Source organism: Streptomyces sp. NPDC048671 (genome assembly GCF_055587045.1).
Genome location: NZ_JBVJHB010000002.1, coordinates 166,563 through 182,163 on the forward strand (window position 1 = coordinate 166,563; position 15,601 = coordinate 182,163).

Annotated in this window: 14 protein-coding genes and 1 pseudogene; 9 read left to right on the forward strand and 6 right to left on the reverse strand. The window is 69.9% G+C overall.

The window, feature by feature from the left end:
* Positions 1-19 precede the first annotated feature (19 nt).
* Both ACZ6S6_RS05150 and ACZ6S6_RS05155 read right to left on the reverse strand, forming a co-directional pair.
* Positions 20-976, reverse strand: coding sequence for a DMT family protein (locus tag ACZ6S6_RS05150; protein WP_362952896.1), 957 nt, complete (start codon positions 974-976; stop codon positions 20-22).
* Entirely contained in the window at positions 973-1,827 is an 855-nt protein-coding gene (locus ACZ6S6_RS05155) for a phosphatase PAP2 family protein (protein WP_469704054.1), read from the reverse strand. Before ACZ6S6_RS05155 ends, ACZ6S6_RS05150 begins: the two co-directional genes overlap by 4 nt.
* Before the next feature lie 162 nt (positions 1,828-1,989).
* On the opposite strand from ACZ6S6_RS05155, the gene ACZ6S6_RS05160 reads away from it, so the two are divergent.
* The 5 genes from ACZ6S6_RS05160 to ACZ6S6_RS05180 all read left to right on the forward strand — a co-directional run bounded on the left by ACZ6S6_RS05160 (position 1,990) and on the right by ACZ6S6_RS05180 (position 5,916).
* Positions 1,990-2,619 carry a TetR/AcrR family transcriptional regulator gene (locus ACZ6S6_RS05160; protein WP_469704055.1) on the forward strand — a complete coding sequence of 210 codons (630 nt, stop codon included), beginning with the start codon at positions 1,990-1,992 and terminating at the stop codon, positions 2,617-2,619.
* A gap of 240 nt (positions 2,620-2,859) precedes the next feature.
* On the forward strand, positions 2,860-3,873 hold the full coding sequence (locus tag ACZ6S6_RS05165) for an SPFH domain-containing protein (protein ID WP_469704056.1): 1,014 nt from the start codon (positions 2,860-2,862) through the stop codon (positions 3,871-3,873).
* Positions 3,870-4,769, forward strand: coding sequence for a hypothetical protein (locus ACZ6S6_RS05170; RefSeq protein WP_362952888.1), 900 nt, complete (start codon positions 3,870-3,872; stop codon positions 4,767-4,769). The genes ACZ6S6_RS05165 and ACZ6S6_RS05170 overlap by 4 nt, the downstream gene beginning before the upstream one ends.
* Positions 4,770-4,861: 92 nt before the next feature.
* Positions 4,862-5,371, forward strand: coding sequence for a nucleotide triphosphate diphosphatase NUDT15 (locus tag ACZ6S6_RS05175; protein WP_469704057.1), 510 nt, complete (start codon positions 4,862-4,864; stop codon positions 5,369-5,371).
* 50 nt (positions 5,372-5,421) lie between these two features.
* Positions 5,422-5,916, forward strand: coding sequence for an FBP domain-containing protein (locus ACZ6S6_RS05180; protein ID WP_362952885.1), 495 nt, complete (start codon positions 5,422-5,424; stop codon positions 5,914-5,916).
* 95 nt (positions 5,917-6,011) lie between these two features.
* Here the strand turns inward: ACZ6S6_RS05180 and ACZ6S6_RS05185 are convergent, their stop codons facing one another.
* The 3 genes from ACZ6S6_RS05185 to ACZ6S6_RS05195 all read right to left on the reverse strand — a co-directional run bounded on the left by ACZ6S6_RS05185 (position 6,012) and on the right by ACZ6S6_RS05195 (position 10,227).
* Positions 6,012-7,727: an MFS transporter gene (locus tag ACZ6S6_RS05185; protein ID WP_469704058.1), complete on the reverse strand. Its 1,716-nt coding sequence runs from the start codon at positions 7,725-7,727 to the stop codon at positions 6,012-6,014.
* Positions 7,728-7,912: 185 nt separating this feature from the next.
* On the reverse strand, positions 7,913-8,587 hold the full coding sequence (locus ACZ6S6_RS05190; protein WP_362952881.1) for a response regulator: 675 nt from the start codon (positions 8,585-8,587) through the stop codon (positions 7,913-7,915).
* Entirely contained in the window at positions 8,584-10,227 is a 1,644-nt protein-coding gene (locus ACZ6S6_RS05195; protein ID WP_362952879.1) for a sensor histidine kinase, read from the reverse strand. Before ACZ6S6_RS05195 ends, ACZ6S6_RS05190 begins: the two co-directional genes overlap by 4 nt.
* Positions 10,228-10,324: 97 nt before the next feature.
* Here ACZ6S6_RS05195 and ACZ6S6_RS05200 point away from each other — a divergent pair, with 97 nt between their 5' ends.
* Positions 10,325-11,326, forward strand: coding sequence for a Bug family tripartite tricarboxylate transporter substrate binding protein (locus ACZ6S6_RS05200; RefSeq protein ID WP_362952877.1), 1,002 nt, complete (start codon positions 10,325-10,327; stop codon positions 11,324-11,326).
* Between the two features lie 476 nt (positions 11,327-11,802).
* On the opposite strand, the gene ACZ6S6_RS05205 is transcribed toward ACZ6S6_RS05200, so the two are convergent.
* Positions 11,803-12,243 carry a VOC family protein gene (locus tag ACZ6S6_RS05205; protein ID WP_362952873.1) on the reverse strand — a complete coding sequence of 147 codons (441 nt, stop codon included), beginning with the start codon at positions 12,241-12,243 and terminating at the stop codon, positions 11,803-11,805.
* 547 nt (positions 12,244-12,790) lie between these two features.
* Between ACZ6S6_RS05205 and ACZ6S6_RS05210 the strand changes: the two are divergent.
* The 3 genes and pseudogenes from ACZ6S6_RS05210 to ACZ6S6_RS05220 all read left to right on the forward strand — a co-directional run.
* Positions 12,791-13,399: pseudogene (locus ACZ6S6_RS05210) on the forward strand (transposase); the annotation flags it as partial.
* Between the two features lie 381 nt (positions 13,400-13,780).
* The gene (locus tag ACZ6S6_RS05215) at positions 13,781-14,968 is read left to right on the forward strand and encodes a four-carbon acid sugar kinase family protein (protein ID WP_469704059.1); all 1,188 of its coding nucleotides are present in this window, start codon (positions 13,781-13,783) and stop codon (positions 14,966-14,968) included.
* A gap of 29 nt (positions 14,969-14,997) precedes the next feature.
* On the forward strand, positions 14,998-15,594 hold the full coding sequence (locus ACZ6S6_RS05220; protein ID WP_362952869.1) for an isochorismatase family protein: 597 nt from the start codon (positions 14,998-15,000) through the stop codon (positions 15,592-15,594).
* Positions 15,595-15,601 lie beyond the last annotated feature (7 nt).

Genomic DNA, 15,601 nt, shown 5'->3' on the forward strand with positions numbered 1-15,601 from the left:
GGGGCTCTCACGACACGCTTCAGGACCGGCCGGCCCTGATCCGCCTGAGGTGTCCGTGTTCCGGGCGGAGCGCGCGCGGGCTCCTGATGACGACTCGCGACGGTGCGGCGGGAGCGGCCCCGGCTGCGGCGGCCGGGGCGGCGGGTGCCGTGCCGGCCTGGGCGCGGCTGAGCAGGAACACTCCGCGTACCGCGGCGGCCGCGCCCAGCAGCGCCGGGATCAGGCTGATCGTCCCGCCCTGGAGGCGCTCCCCGAGCAGGGCCAGGCCGATGGCCGCCGCGGCGACCGGATTGGCGAGGGTGACGACGGCGAGCGGTGCGCCGAGGCCGCCCCGGTAGGCGGTCTGGGAGAGCAGCAGCCCGCCCATCGCGAACGCCGACACGAGCACGGCGACGACCACCAGACGCCAGGTGAACAGCGGGCCCGTGGTGTGGTCGGTGACGGCGACGGTCAGCGTCTGGGTGAGCGCGGAGGCGACGCCCGAGGTGATGCCGGAGGCCGCCGCGTGCCGCAGCCCGGGGCGGGCGCCCGGACGGCTGAGGCCCGCGACGACCGCCATGGTTCCGGCGCCGACGGCCAGGGCCTCGACCAGGGTGAGGGTCTCGTGCGGGGCGGAACCGCCCGCGGTCATCAGCAGGGCGCCGAGGCCGAGCAGGGTGAGCAGGGTGCCGCGCCACTCGGTCGTGGAGACGCGGCGTCCGGCCGCGCGGGCGCCCAGCGGGACGGCGGCCACCAGCGTGAGGGCGCCGAGCGGCTGGACGAGGGTGAGCGGGCCGTAGTTCAACGCGGCGACGTGCAGCAGCGCGCCGCCGGCGTTCAGCGCGACGGCCGACCACCACGCGCCGCGCCCGAGCAGCCGGAGCGTGCCGGTACCGGGTGCGGTGCGCCCGGCGAGCCGTGCCTGCGCCACCGCGGCCGACGCGTAGGCGACGGCGGAGACCAGGGACAGCGCGACGGCGATCAGGGTGGCGTTCATCGTCCGGCTCCGGACGGGACGCAGGACGAGGAGCGGCCGTTGGCCTGTACGGGGGTGGCGTACGAACCGTTGGCGTACGCGCCCGTGGCGGCGGCCGGCCAGGGGATGTGTACCCGGACCGGTTCCGCGCGCGGCAGGCGCAGGGCGGCGAGGGCCACCGAGAGCAGCGCGGCCACCACGATCGAGTCGAGCCAGTAGTGGTTGGCGGTGCCGACTATGACGAACAGGGTGATCGCCGGGTGCAGCAGCCACAGCCAGCGCCACCGGGAGCGGGTCGCGACGACCAGGCCGACACCCACCATGACCGCCCAGCCGAAGTGCAGTGAGGGCATCGCCGCGAACTGGTTCGCCATCGAGTCGGTGGCGGGCGTCGCCCCGTACACCGTCGGCCCGTACACCTGCCCGGTGTCCACCAGCCCGGTCGCGGCGAGCAGCCGCGGCGGGGCGAGCGGGAAGATCAGGTGCAGGGCGAGTGCGGCGCCGGTGAGTGCGGCCAGGACGCTACGCGACCAGATGTAGTGGCGCGGGCGGCGCCAGTACAGCCAGCCGAGGAAGAGCAGGGTGGCCGGGAAGTGCACGGTCGCGTAGTAGGTGTTCGCCAGGTGGACCAGCGTCTCGTTGTGGAGCAGCAGCCCCTGTACGGCCCCCTCGCCGGGCAGGGGCACGGCGCGTTCGAGGTCCCAGACCCGTCCGGCGTTGTGGAACGCCTCATCGACGTGACCGTTGGCCGCCTGGCGGCCGAACTTGTAGATCACGAAGAGTCCCACGACGAGAAGAAGCTCGCGGACGAGGGGCGGTCGGGCAGAACTGTCCGGCTCCCGATCTGCGGGCCTGCTGCCGGCGAACTTCACCCGGTGCCCCTTTGCTGACGAAGCGGTGTTACCACGGCATGGACCGGTCCATGCCGTATCGATACGCCAGTGTACCGATACGCGAACGTATCGGAACACTCGCGTATCGGTACACTGGCGTATCGATGGACCTCGTCGCAGAGTCGCAGAGAGGGAACGCGCATGTCGTCGCAGGAAACCGAGCAGGAGACGGCCCGCGCGCCACGCCGGTCGAAGATCACGCCGGAGCGGGCACAGGAGCTCTACACGGCCGTCCTCGACATGCTCAGGGAGAGCGGCTACGAGTCACTCACCATGGAGGGCGTCGCCTCCAGGTCGCGCTGCGGCAAGTCGACGCTCTACCGTCAGTGGGGCTCCAAACCGGAGCTGGTCGTCGCAGCCCTGCACGGCACCCGGCGCGGTCTGCTGCCGAGCATCGACACGGGCACACTGGCGGGAGACCTGCGCGAGGCGGCGAAGGCCATCGGTGAGGGTTCCGGACGCGACACGCCGCTGATGCTGGCCCTGAGTCACGCCGCGCTCCAGAGCCCGGAGCTGCTGTGCGCGCTGCGCGAAGCGCTGATCCTGCCGGAGCTGGCGGCGCTGGACGCCATGGTCAGGCGCGGCGTGGAGCGAGGCGAAGTCGCGGCCGACAACCCCGCCACGGAGTTCGTCTCCGCGCAGCTGCTGGGCGTGATGCGCGCCAGGCCCCTGCTGGAGGGGACCTACGCGGACGAGACCTTCCTCGTCCGCTTCGTGGAGGGCGCGGTCTTTCCCGCACTCGGCCTGGACGCCCCGGCGTCCGGGTCCTGACAGACGTGGGCCGTCGCCCCAGCGGATGACGACGGCCCGCCCGCGCCGCACCGTGGGGACGGGGGCGGCGCATCATCCGGGCGGCCGGTGACTTCTTCGGAAGTCACCGGCCGCCCGTTTTCGGGCGGCACGTTCGGCCGGCATCCGTCACCACCGCGCGCACCCGTCTCTTCTCGTCCCCTTGACGATATGACTCGACCCCCTTTATCGTCTCAATGACGAAAACAAAGGGGTCCTCTCATGGCCGACATCACCAGGCGCTTCGGCTGGCGCCATCTGCGCTCCGCGCCCACCGCTCACATCCGCCACCACAAGCGCGGCCGGCTCGCCCACGACGGGGCGGGACTGAGCTTCTGGTACCGGTCGCTCAGCGCCGCGCTCTCCGAGGTGCCGGTCAACGACCGTGAACTGGCCATGGCGTTCCACGCCCGCACCGCCGACTTCCAGGACGTCACCGTGCAGGCCACCGTGACGTACCGCATCAGCGATCCGGCCGAGGCGGCCGCGCGCCTGGACTTCTCCGTCGACCCGGACTCCGGCGTCTGGCGCGGCGCGCCGCTGGAGCAGATCGCGACGCTGCTCACCGAGACCGCCCAGCAGCACACCCTGGACGTGCTGGCCCGTACCCCGCTGGCCGGTGCGCTGGTCGACGGCGTCGCCGCCGTACGCGAACGCGTCGCCGCGGGCCTGGCCGACGAGCCGCGGCTGCCCGCGACCGGGATCGAGGTGGTGGCGGTGCGCGTCGTCGCCATCCGGCCCGAGGCCGAGGTGGAGCGGGCCCTGCGCACCCCCGCCCGCGAGCAGATCCAGCAGGAGGCCGACCGGGCGACGTACGAACGGCGGGCCGTGGCCGTCGAGCGCGAGCGGACCATCGCCGAGAACGAGCTCGCCAGTCAGATCGAACTCGCCCGCCGCGAGGAGCAGTTGGTCGAGCAGCGCGGCACCAACACCCGGCGCGAGGCGGAGGAGAACGCGGCGGCCGACGGCGTACGCGCCGAGGCCGAGGCGGCACGCAAGGTGCGCCTCGCCCGCGCCGAGGCCGAATCGGCGCGCGAGGTCGGCGCGGCCCGCGCCGAGGCCCAGGCGGCCTGGCTGCGGGTGCACGGGGAGGCGGAGGCCACGACCCTGCACGCGCTGGCCGCCACCCGGCTCGCCGAGAACCTGCCGCGCATCGACAGCCTCACCCTGTCGCCCGACGTCCTCACCGGCCTGCTCACCAAGCTCGGCCGGCCCGCCCCGGAGACCCGGGCATGAGCCTGGCCCCGAGAGCGGTTCTGGTGCACCGCACCACCGAGTACGAGGAGTTGCTCGCCCGCCACGGCACCCACGGCCAGGCGGCGTTCTTCCTGACGAGCCGGGGCCGGTCCATCGAGGAGGTCGCACGGCGGCACGAACGCAGCCGGCAGGCGCTCGCCGATGTGGCGGCGGCCGTTCCGCTGCAGTGGCGCCAGTCCCGGGTGGAGCGCCAGGATCTGGACCGGTTCCTGTTCGCACCCGAGGACGTGGTGGTCGTCGTCGGCCAGGACGGCCTGGTCGCCAACGCCGCCAAGTACCTCTGCGGCCAGCCGGTCGTCGGCATCGACACCGATCCCGGACGCAATCCGGGAGTCCTGGTCCGCCACCGGCCCGCCGACGCGGCGGCGCTGCTGCGCGCGGCCGTGACGCCCGGCGGCGCGGCGGACGAGCTCACCATGGTCGAGGCGGTGGCCGACGACACCCAGCGGCTGCTGGCCCTCAACGAGATCTACCTCGGTCCGTCGGGGCACCAGACGGCCCGCTACCGGCTCGGCCCGGACGCGGCGGACTCCCCCGCCGAACCGCAGGCCTCCTCCGGCGTCCTGGTCGGCACCGGCACCGGCGCCACCGGCTGGCTGCGCTCCGTGTGGCAGGAACGCCGCAGCCCGCTCACCCTGCCGGGCCCCACGGACTCCCGGCTGCTCTGGTTCGTCCGGGAGGCCTGGCCGTCGCCGGTCACCGGCACCTCGCTGGTCTCGGGCGAGCTGGGCCACGGGCAGGGGCTGCGGCTGACCGTGGAGTCCGACCGGGTGGTGGTCTTCGGTGACGGCATGGAGGCGGACGCGCTGGAGCTGACGTGGGGGCAGACCGTGCGGCTCGGCATCTCGCCCACGTCGCTGCGGCTGACCGTGTGACCGTTGCCCCGCCGGGGCAGCCCTCTCTGTGGCACGCCGTAGGCTCGACGCCCGTACCGGACCACCGGTCACCGATCATCACGAGGAGCATCATGGACAGCGACGCGGCGTCGCGGATCCCCGCCCGCAATTCCCGTCCGCCACTGGCCCAGGCCGCGTTGGGCGTGGGCGTGATCGTGCAGGACACACAGGGACGCATCCTGCTCGGCCGGCACCACAGCGGCACCTGGGAGCTGCCCGGCGGGAAGGTCGATCCGACGCACGAGTCCATCGCGGCGGCGGCGGTGCGGGAACTCCGCGAGGAGACGGGGCTGGCGGTCACCGAGCGCGACATGGGCGTCTTCGCGATGGTGCACGACGTGGTCGGCGGCATCAACCGGGTGTCGATGGCCGCCCTGGTCACGGTGGATTCGGGCAGCCCTGAGGTGACCGAACCCCATCTCATCAGCGCGTGGCGGTGGACCCGGCCCGAAGCGCTGCCGACGCCGTTGTTCGACCCCTCCGCGCAGATCCTCGCGGCCTGGCGCCCCGATCTCGGCATCGAGCACCCGCCCGCGCACCGGCTCTCCGTACTGCCCGAAGATGCAAAGGTGAACCCCTAAATCGTTTATTCATTTGCCTAGGGGTCGTAGGCAGAGTTAGCGTCGGTTACATGAAGGCCGTGACCGAGCAGGACATCCGCGCATCGTTCGTCAATTGCTCCAAAGGGGAAGCCAGGCGTCTGCCGCTCCCCCGCGATCTTGAGGAGCTGCCGTGGGAGGATCTGGACTTCCTCGGCTGGCGTGATCTCTCCGCTCCCGGACGCAGTTACATCGTCACCGAGCACGACGGCCGCACGGCGGGCATCACGCTCCGCTTCCCCTCCCAGCAGCGCGGCTTTCTGCACCGGAGCATGTGCTCGCTCTGTCTGACCACGCACCCCGGCACCGGGGTCTCGCTGATGACCGCCCGCAAGGCCGGACCGGCGGGGCGCGAGGGCAATTCGGTCGGCCTGTACATGTGCACCGACCTGGCCTGCTCGCTCTACGTACGGGGGAAGAAGGCCGTGGCCTCGGGCGCACGCTTCAAGGAGTCGCTGACGACGGAGGAGCAGATCGCCCGCACCACGGCCAATCTCTCCGCGTTCGTGGCCAAGCTCTTCAGCTGAACGCGAGGAAGGCGTCGAGCGGGGCGTCACCGGATGACCGGCTCCGCCGGCCGGATACCGACCCGCCGGACCGGCCCCCCGCGTCGCGATCCGGTTCATGCCTTCGCGGTCATCGTCTCGCCGTGGATGTAGCGGCCGCCGCGGAGCAGCGAGACGACCGCGGCCACCAGGCACGCCGCGATGGCGAAGTCGAAGGCGACGGAGAGGCCGTGCTCGAACGGTTCGGAGATCAGCGTCGGGAAGAACGCCCGTCCGGTGAGGTAGTCGGCGTGGCTGGTGGGCAGGTGCGCCAGTGTCTCCGGGCCGAGCAGGCTGCGCACGGGGTTGTATCCCAGGAGCGCCGCGAACAGCACGCCGACGGGTGGCAGGGCCGCGACGCGTGCCGCGTCGGCGGACGGCACGCCCTGCTCGGTGAGTCCGTGGGCGAGCGTGTCCGGCAGCGAACTCGCCAGCCCGGCGATCATCAGCGAGAAGAAGATGCCGATGGACAGCACCGTCGCCGAGTTCTGGAAGGTGGTGCTGATTCCCGCGCCCACACCGCGCTGGTCCGGCGGCAGACTGTTCATGATCGCCGCCCGGTTGGGCGAGGCGAACAGTCCCATGGCCAGCCCGTTGACGAGCAGGATCAGGGCGAAGACGGGGTAGTCGAAATCGACCGGCAGCAGTTTGAGCGCCACGAAGGTGGCGGCTGCCAGGAGCATCCCGCCGGTGGTGAAGAGCCGGGCGCCGAAGCGGTCGGAGGCCCATCCGGAGAAGGGGCCCGCGATCAGGAATCCGACCGTCAGGGGCAGCATGTAGATGCCGGCCCACAGCGGGGTCTGCTCGAAGCCGTAGCCGTGCCGGGGCAGCCAGATTCCCTGGAGCCAGATGATCAGGATGAACATCAGGCCGCCACGGCCCAGGGATGCCAGGAGACTCGCCACGTTCCCCGCCGTGAAGGCCCGGATCCGGAACAGTCCCAGATGGAACATCGGCTGGGCGACCCGGGTCTCGATCAGGCAGAAGAGACCCAGCACGGCCACCCCGCCGCCGATCGCGGTGATCACCCAGGGGTTGGTCCATCCCATCGTGTCGCCGCCGTAGGGCTGGATGCCGTACGTGATGCCGGACAGCACGGCGATCAGACCGGCCGCGAAGGTCAGATTGCCCCACCGGTCGATCCGGGCCGGGGTGCGGACCCCGGTGTCGTGCAGCTTCAGATAGGCCCAGATCGTTCCGAAGAGCCCGATCGGGACGGATACCAGGAACACCAGGTGCCAGTCGAAGGGACCGAGCAGCCCGCCGAGCACGAGTCCCATGAACGACCCCGCGATCGCCGCGACCTGGTTGAGCCCCAGAGCGAGACCGCGCTGCCGGGGCGGGAAGGCGTCGGTGAGGATGGCGTTCGAGTTCGCCATCAGCATCGCTCCGCCCACGCCCTGGAGCACGCGCATCCCGATCAGCCACAGGGCGCCGGCGGTGCCGTGCATCCAGGTCACCGAGAGCAGTACGGAGAACACCGTGAAGACGGCGAACCCCAGGTTGTACATCCGGACCCGGCCGTACATGTCGCCCAGCCGGCCGAAGCTCACCACCAGGACCGCGGTGACGACCATGTAGCTCATGATCAGCCAGAGCAGCAGACTCGTGTTGCCCGGCTGCAGGGGGTCCACTCCGATGCCGCGGAAGATGTCCGGCAGCGCGATGAGGATGATCGACAGGTTGATCGTCGCGATCAGCACACCCAGCGTGGTGTTCGACAGGGCGATCCACTTGTAGCCCGGACCCAGCGGGTCGTCGGCGCCGCCGGGGCGTACGGCTGTGCTCTGCATGGGACCATCCCACCCGTCGGAGGTACCTCGGCCGCGTACGGGAGCCAAGTTATTCCCGGACCCCGCCGCCGGCCAGCCCGGATACTCCGGTGAAGCGGTCGTCGCCCGCTTGAGGACAGTCGCGTTCCCCGCGCGGTCACCCTGTGGTCCCCGGCCGGTCCCCAGGGGCCGGCCCCCCTACGGACTCAGGCGAGCCAGCCGTAGCGGCGCTCGGGTCTGCCGGCGGCTCCGTACCGCAGGGACAGTTCGGCGCGGCCGGTGTCGTGGAAGTATTCGAGGTAACGACGGGCGCTGACCCGTGAGACCCCGGTCCGGGCCGCGCACTCGGCGGCGGACAGTGTTCCCTCGGTGCCGCACAGCGTGCGTTCGATCAGCTTCGAGGTCTCCACGCTCAGGCCCTTCGGCAGCGTGACGCTCAAGGCCGGCAGGTGGGCCCCGGTCAGTACCCGGTCCACGTCGGCCTGGCCTCTGACGACCGTGGTGAGAAGGCTGTTGCGCTGGGTGGCGTACTGGACGAGGCGAGGACGCAGGTCTTCGAAGTCGAACGGCTTCAGCAGGTAGTTGACCACGCCCTGGCGGACGGAGCGGCGGACGGCGTCGGCCTCGCGCGAGGCGCTGATCACCATGATGTCGCAGTCGTGCCCGTCGGCCCGCAGGCGGGGAATGATGTCCAGGCCGAACATGTCCGGAAGATGGAGATCGAGCAGGACCAGGTCGGGCCGCAGTTCGCCGACGGCCGTGATCGTCTGCTCGCCGGTGTTCGCCGTGCCGACGACCCGGAAGGACTCGACGCGGTCGACGTACGCCTGATGGATGCTTGCCACCATGAAGTCGTCGTCGACGACCAGTACATCGATCATCGGGAAGCTCCTTCCGGTACCGCGTCGGACAGGTGGTCGACGGACATTCTCGCGGTGAACATGGCGCCGTCGGGCGTGTTGGTCACCGCGACCTCGCCGCTCCGGCGTTCGCAGACTAGCCGGGTGAGCGCCAGCCCGATGCCGCGCTCCCCCTCCTGGGCTGCCTTCGTGGTGAAACCGTGCAAAAAGACCTCCTGGGCGAGCTCGGGCGTCACGCCCGGACCCGAATCGCGCACCACGATCTCCACGCTGGATGTGTCCTGCCGCAATTCGACCTCCACCCAGGCATCCTGATCGTCGGCGCCCGCCGCCGCGGCGTCGACGGCGTTGTCGACGAGGTTGCCGATCACCGTCGCCACGTCCACCGAGTCCTCCGGCGCCAGCCGGTCGAGCGCCGTACGCTCCGAGACGCGCAGCACGACCTTCCGTTCGGCCGCAAGCGAGGACTTCGCCATCAGCAGAGCGCCGACGGCCATGTCACGGACCCGTGTGGTCAGGGTCGTGTCCAGCGACTGGCGGTTTCGGCTCAGCGCGCGGACGTATTGCACCACATCGTCGTGCCTACCGATCTGGATCAGCCCGGAAATGGTGTGCAGCTGATTGGCGAACTCGTGGGCCTGGGCGCGCAGCAGCTCGGCGGAGCTGCGGAACGATCCGATCTCGCGTTCCAGCTGGGCGAGTTCGGTACGGTCCCGCAAGGTCGTGACCGAGCCGAGCCGGCGGCCGTCCTTGGTGACGGTCATCCGGTTCATCACCAGCACTCGGCTCCGGCGTATGACGACTTCGTCGCGCTGCTCGGTCCCACCGGGGCATCCGGCGAGTACGTCGTGCAGCCGGCCCTCGATCCGGAGATCGGCCAGGCTCATTCCCACACAGTCCTCGGGCAGATCGAGCAGCTGCCTGCCGACCTCGTTCACCAGGGTGAGCCGCAACTGCGGGTCGAGGGCGATCACGCCTTCCGCGATCCCGTACAGCATGGCCTCGCGGTGCTCGGCGAGCCCCGCGATCTCCCGTGGCTCCAGACCGAGGGTCTGACGTTTGATATGCCGGGCCAGCAGCCACGATCCGAGCAGGCCGAGCCCGCTCGCGATGCCGAGGTAGACGAGCAGATCCGATGACGCGCCAATCAGCCGCTGCCATATCGTCGGTGACGCCTCACCGATCATCACCGTGCCGAGATGCCGGCCGAGGTGGGGTTGAGCCGTTTTGAGCACCGGCACCTGGGCCACCAGTTCGCGGTCACTGTCCGGGCCCAGCTCGCCCGACCAGCCGCGGGCCTCGGCGACGCCGGGGCCGAGCGACAGTCTCGTACCGATCACCGTGGGGTTCGTCGAGCTGACGATTCGGCCACGGCTGTCGGCGATCGTCACGGAGGTGGTGCCCGACCGAGTCAGCGTGGCCCGGACGAGGGGGGCGAGCGTCTCACCCGGCGCCGGCCGGCCGAGCTGACTGGACACCAGGGGGTGAACCGCGAGCTGCTCGGCGAGCGCGATGACCCGACGGCCTTCGACCCGGTCGAAGGCCTCTTCCGACTGGGTCAGCGAGACGGCGGCGACCGGCATCAGCACCACCACGATGATGGAGAGCTGGAGTACCAGCAGCTCGCCCGCGAGGGTATGACGGCGAAAAGTTGTGACCACAATCAACTCAATCTTCAATGCCGACACAACGCAGACGCGGTGTCTCAAACGTCACATAATCATGGCGCCCGAATGTCCGAAGTGGAAGGGACAAACCATGAGAACTCGCAGAGTCGCTGTCGTCAGCGCCCTGACCGCCGTGTCCATGCTTGTGGTATGCGCCTGCGGCGCCACCGGGGAGAACGAGGGGACGGGCAAGAACGGTAAGACGGTGACCGGTCTGCGGATCATGGTCCCCAACACTCCGGGCGGCGGCTACGACACCGCGGCGCGTACGGCGGCCAAGGTGTTGGAGGACACCAAGATCGCGTCCGGTGTCGAAGTGTTCAACCTTCCGGGCGCCGGCGGCACGGTCGGTCTGCAGCGCACCGTGCACGAACGGGGCAACGGCAAACTCGCCATGCAGATGGGGCTGGGAGTCGTCGGCGCCTCGTACACCTCGAAGTCGAGCGCGACGCTCGCTGACACCACACCGATCGCCAAGATGATGGAGGAGGCCGGCGCGATCGTCGTGCCCAAGGACTCCCCGTACAAGTCGATCGGCGATCTCGTCACCGCCTGGAAGGCGCACCCCAAGGCCGTCGCTGCCGGGGGCGGCTCATCGATCGGCGGACCGGACCACCTCCTTTCGGTACAGCTCGCCAAGACGGTCGGCATCGACCCGAAGAAGGTCAACTACATCAGCTACGACGGCGGTGGTGAGCTGCTCCCGGCGATCCTCGGTGACAAGATCGCCTTCGGCGTCAGCGGTTTCGGTGAATTCATCGACCAGATCGAGGCGGGGCAGGTGCGGGTGCTCGCGGTGACCAGCGAGAAGCCCATCGATGTCCTCAAGGGCACCCCGACACTGAAGTCCTCGGGTATCGACCTGGTCTTCACCAACTGGCGCGGAATCGTCGCGCCCCCCGGCATCAACGGCGCCGAAAGGAAGGTCTGGATCGACGCGCTGACCACGATGCACGACTCCGAGGAGTGGAAGGCCGAACTGACCAAGCACGGCTGGACCGACGCGTTCATGACGGGCTTCGAGTTCTCCAGCTACCTGACGGAGCAGGACAGGGCCGTTGCCGACATCCTCACCGAGCTCGGCGTGGCATGAGCCCGGCCGGCATGAGGGACCGCGCTGTGGGTCAGGGATCCGTGGCCGCACGCACAGGACAGAGCACAAGGCACCGCCGCCCGCAGGGCCCACGCCCCGCCTGAGTCGCGAGAGCGGGCAGGACGACGTACACCAGAGGGTATGAGCGACGCGCAGACGACATGGCACCCGGGCGAGATCGTGCCCGAGAGCGGGATCTACGAATGTGACTGCGGTGCGGCCCACCACTGGAGCACCGACGTGAAGGGCCACCGCTTCCCTCCGTTCCCCGCAGGCTGCCCAGGGAGTGGATGGGCGCTGAGGACGGACGCCCACCCGGACACACCTCACCAGCCCTGACCGGCCTCGGGGAGCAGACCCACGTCCTTGGCCACGCAGGCCGGGCGGGTCACGTCACGGGCCGGCGGCTCCTGGCTGACCGGGGCGGTTCAGACCCTTGATGATCTCGTTCGGCCGCATGGTTCGGCTCCTTCTTCTCAGCGCAGCTGCTCGGCCAGTCCGATGATGATGCCCTCCGGGCCGCGGATGTAGCAGAGCAGATAGCTGTCCTCGAACCGGGCGATCCCGCCGACGAGTTCGGCGCCGTGCGGGCGCAGGCGGGCAACGGTGTCCTCGATGTCGTCGACGGCGAACATGACGCGGTGCGTGCCCAGAATGTTGTGCGGCCGGTTGCGCGGGCCGCTGCTGATCACCGCGGGGCTGCGATACTTCGCCAGCTCGAGCCGGCTCTGACCGTCCGGGGTCCGGACCATCGCGATGTCACAGCGGACGCCGTCGAGTCCGGTGCACTGGTCGGCGAAGAGGCCCTCGACCTCCGTCCTGCCCTCCAGCTCCATGCCGAGTTCCACGAAGAACGCGATGGCGGCGTCCATGTCCTCGACGACGATGCCGACGTTGTCCATCCGCTGAATCGCCATGCCGGTCTCTCCTTCTGCCACGTGCGGCCGGCGGTGGCCGCTGATGTCCCCGGGACGGAGTCGGTGGCACGTTCTCGACATCTCGGACCGCCGGACTCCATAGAAGACCGGATCGCGCCTCAGCACCACTACAGCAGACCCGCGCGTCGGCCCTGCCCGACCGGGAGACCCTCGTCGCACCAAGGGCAAGCGGGCCCGCAAGGTCCCCGAGAACTGCCAAGGGCCGGTTTCGGATTTCTCCGAAACCGGCCCTGACCTGCGACTGTCTCCAGTCGGGACGACAGGATTTGAACCGGCGACCCCTTGACCCCCAGGAGTGAGGGTCACCTGGATTATCCGTACATATGGGAATTCATCCAGGTGCATGTCATGCAGGGAAGGCTCTGCCGTTCGCTATGACGCACGCGGTGTGGTCCCCAACTGGTCCCCAGACAGGGGCACCAAACTCCACGAGGGCCGATGACGGGGGACGGCAGGGATCGGTGCCTGCGGCGGTCACCCGTAGGTTCCGCCGTCGGCAGCGTGTTGGCGTCGATGTGCTGGGCGTAGTCGGGCCGAGGTGCGAGAGCGGGTCTGGAAGTTGGCCGGCGCCTCGTCGCCGGACTCGGGCGGCTCTGTGATCGTGGACCTGGACGGGGTGCTGGTCCTTGCTCACTCCGACAAGCAGGACGCGGCCGCGACCTGGAAGAAGCCCTACGGACATCATCCGCTGATGGGTTTCGTCGACCACGGACGCGGCGGCACCGGGGAGCCGGCAGCCGCGCTGCTACGGCCCGGGAACGCGGGCAGCAACACCGCTGCCGACCACATCACCGCCACCCAACTCGCCCTGGCCCAGCTCCCAGAACGTCACCGGTGCGGCCGGTCCACACTGATTCGCACGGACTCCGCGGGCAGCACCCACGAGTTCCTCGCCTGGCTCTCGAAGCGGGGCCGGTGGCTGTCGTACTCGGTCGGGATGACCATCACCGACACCATTCACCAGGCCGTCCTGAAGGTCCCTGCCTCCGCCTGGACGCCGGCCGTCGAGCCCGGCGGTCAGATCCGCGACGGCGTCTGGGCCGCCGAACTCGACGGCGACGTCCTGAAGGGCTGGCCGAGAGGGATGCGGTGGTGGTCCGCGAGGAACGGCCGCACCCCGGAGCGACTCGACGCACTCCCGAATCCTGGATGACCGGCAGCAACGGCCCGTCCCGACGAACTCGAACCGCTCACCGGAGCCGTGGAACCCGGCGCACACCCGACGCGACAGCCGGGTCATCGTCTACCCGTCACCGACCCGACAAGCCGAAACGGGCCGCCGGAGAATCCGACGGCCCGTCACGAAAGGTCGAGGCTAACCTCACGGAATTCCACCCGGCGAATGCCAGGAGTTCCCGCCAGAAAGCCAGTGTTTCCATCGCCGAAACCATTTCCCGCAAAGCAAAAGAACAGCTGAACGGCAGGGGAATCACTTGCGACGTTTGTCGAATGACTGCCGGGACACCGCTGAATATCATGACGGCACGCCCATCAGCACGGATGAAGGATGCGCCCCATGCCGACAGCACATTCGTCGAACGAGACGCGCGCTCTGGCCGTGGGAATCCTGGCCGAGGATCTGCAGTGCTCGGTGACCGTCGCCTGCCGTCTACGGCAGCGAGGGCTCGAACCGATCATCGTCAGTGACCCCTCGACCCCCATCACCGGCGCCGACGCCGTCGTCGTCGACCTCGACCTCCACCATGCGGGCCAGGCTGCGGCGGCCCGCATCGAGCAGTGGACGAACTGGCTGGAGTCGCACGGCTGCAGGCGACTCGAAGTCAAGCTCAACGCGGAACTGCGCGGTTCCCCCGACACTCTGGTCGCCGGTGTCGAGGGCTGCCACGACGAGAACGGAATCCTGCTCGTCGTCCCCGCCTATCCGACGGCAGGCCGGGTCTGTGTGGACGGCCGCCTACTGGCTCCCATGCCCGCCGGCAACGGCCTCGACGTGGACGTACGCGCCGCCCTCCACATCGAGGACGCCGAAGTCGTGGGCCTTCCGGTGCTGAACCAGGGCGGGGAGGCGGTCACGGCCCATGTCCGGGCCGCCCTGGCCTGTGGCACCCGCCGGTTCGTGCTGGACGGGACGGTCGAGACGCATCTCGCCGCCGCGGCGCAGGTCGCCACGCAACTGATCGAGGACGGCCACCGGGTCGCCACCGCCAGCACCGGCGGATGGCTGCGGTTCTACCCGGACCTCGGCCGGGACGGGTTCGTCGTCGCCGTGACCCCGGCCAACCACGAGACCGACCGCGCACAACTGCGCCGGCTCGGCGCCGCCTACGGCACCCGTGCGCTCATCACCACCGCGACAGAGGCAGCGAGTTGGGATCCGGCCGTCACCCGGAAGGTCATCGCCTCGCATCGGGTCATCGCCCTGCACGAGACGGACCGCAACGATCCCGACCGGTGGGTCATCGCCGAGCGACTCGCCCAGGCGGTACGTGCACTGCTCGCTGTCTCCTCCGACAGCGACAACAAGTGCCTGGGCGCCGTCGTCAGCGGCGGCCTGACCACGACCGCACTGGTACGAGAGTTGGGCGGCACCGGCCTGACCGCCGGTCTCGAACTCGAACCACTGTGCCCGACCGCCCGTGTGGCGGGCGGCGCCCACGACGGCCTGCGTCTGTTGAGCAAGGCCAGCGGCACGGGCTCCGAGGAGACCCTGCTGCGCATGACCCGTCAAATTCTCGGGACCTGAAGAATCAACTCACCTCAAGGGCAGCACACATGACCATCACCGATCCCACCCGCACCGCACTCGTCCTCATCGACCTTCAGGGCTCCAACGCCGATCACCCAGTGCACCCGCACTCGACGGACACCGTCCTGGAACGCTGCGTCAGCCTGATCGAGGCCGCGCGGCGCGCCGGCAGCCTCGTCGTGCACGTACGGACCAGCTTCCTTCCCGACGAGGCGGACTCGCTGAGCGGGAAGCTGCGCACCGACATCGAGCGGCCGGCGCGCCCGATACGCCAACCGGGCTGGGACCAATTCCTGCCGGGCGTCGACCCACTGCCCACGGAGCCGGTGATCATCAAGCGCAGCTGGAACGCCTTCCACGGCTCCGACCTCGACCTCCAACTCCGCCGCCGGGGCATCAACACCGTGGTCATGGCGGGCATATCCACCGGCTTCGGCGTCGAGGGCACCGCGCGCGCGGCCTTCGACCACGCCTACAACGTGGTCTTCGTCCCCGAGGCGATGGCGGCCTACACCGGCGAGCAGCACGACCACTCGGTGCGGGCGATCTTCCCGCAGATCGGCTGCGTCCTCCTCCTCAAGACGGTTCTCAGCGAACTCACCCCCGCCGCCACCACAGTCTGAGACCTCT

What these genes read in the sequence shown, in the direction of transcription:
- ACZ6S6_RS05205 (WP_362952873.1), bottom strand. Translation starts at nt 12,243, where the DNA reads ATGGCGATTCAGCGGATGGACAACGTCGGCATCGTCGTCGAGGACATG.
- ACZ6S6_RS05180 (WP_362952885.1), top strand. Translation starts at nt 5,422, where the DNA reads ATGAAGGCCGTGACCGAGCAGGACATCCGCGCATCGTTCGTCAATTGC.
- ACZ6S6_RS05150 (WP_362952896.1), bottom strand. Translation starts at nt 976, where the DNA reads ATGAACGCCACCCTGATCGCCGTCGCGCTGTCCCTGGTCTCCGCCGTC.
- ACZ6S6_RS05170 (WP_362952888.1), top strand. Translation starts at nt 3,870, where the DNA reads ATGAGCCTGGCCCCGAGAGCGGTTCTGGTGCACCGCACCACCGAGTAC.
- ACZ6S6_RS05160 (WP_469704055.1), top strand. Translation starts at nt 1,990, where the DNA reads ATGTCGTCGCAGGAAACCGAGCAGGAGACGGCCCGCGCGCCACGCCGG.
- ACZ6S6_RS05190 (WP_362952881.1), bottom strand. Translation starts at nt 8,587, where the DNA reads ATGATCGATGTACTGGTCGTCGACGACGACTTCATGGTGGCAAGCATC.
- ACZ6S6_RS05165 (WP_469704056.1), top strand. Translation starts at nt 2,860, where the DNA reads ATGGCCGACATCACCAGGCGCTTCGGCTGGCGCCATCTGCGCTCCGCG.
- ACZ6S6_RS05175 (WP_469704057.1), top strand. Translation starts at nt 4,862, where the DNA reads ATGGACAGCGACGCGGCGTCGCGGATCCCCGCCCGCAATTCCCGTCCG.
- ACZ6S6_RS05215 (WP_469704059.1), top strand. Translation starts at nt 13,781, where the DNA reads ATGCCGACAGCACATTCGTCGAACGAGACGCGCGCTCTGGCCGTGGGA.
- ACZ6S6_RS05220 (WP_362952869.1), top strand. Translation starts at nt 14,998, where the DNA reads ATGACCATCACCGATCCCACCCGCACCGCACTCGTCCTCATCGACCTT.
- ACZ6S6_RS05200 (WP_362952877.1), top strand. Translation starts at nt 10,325, where the DNA reads ATGAGAACTCGCAGAGTCGCTGTCGTCAGCGCCCTGACCGCCGTGTCC.
- ACZ6S6_RS05185 (WP_469704058.1), bottom strand. Translation starts at nt 7,727, where the DNA reads ATGCAGAGCACAGCCGTACGCCCCGGCGGCGCCGACGACCCGCTGGGT.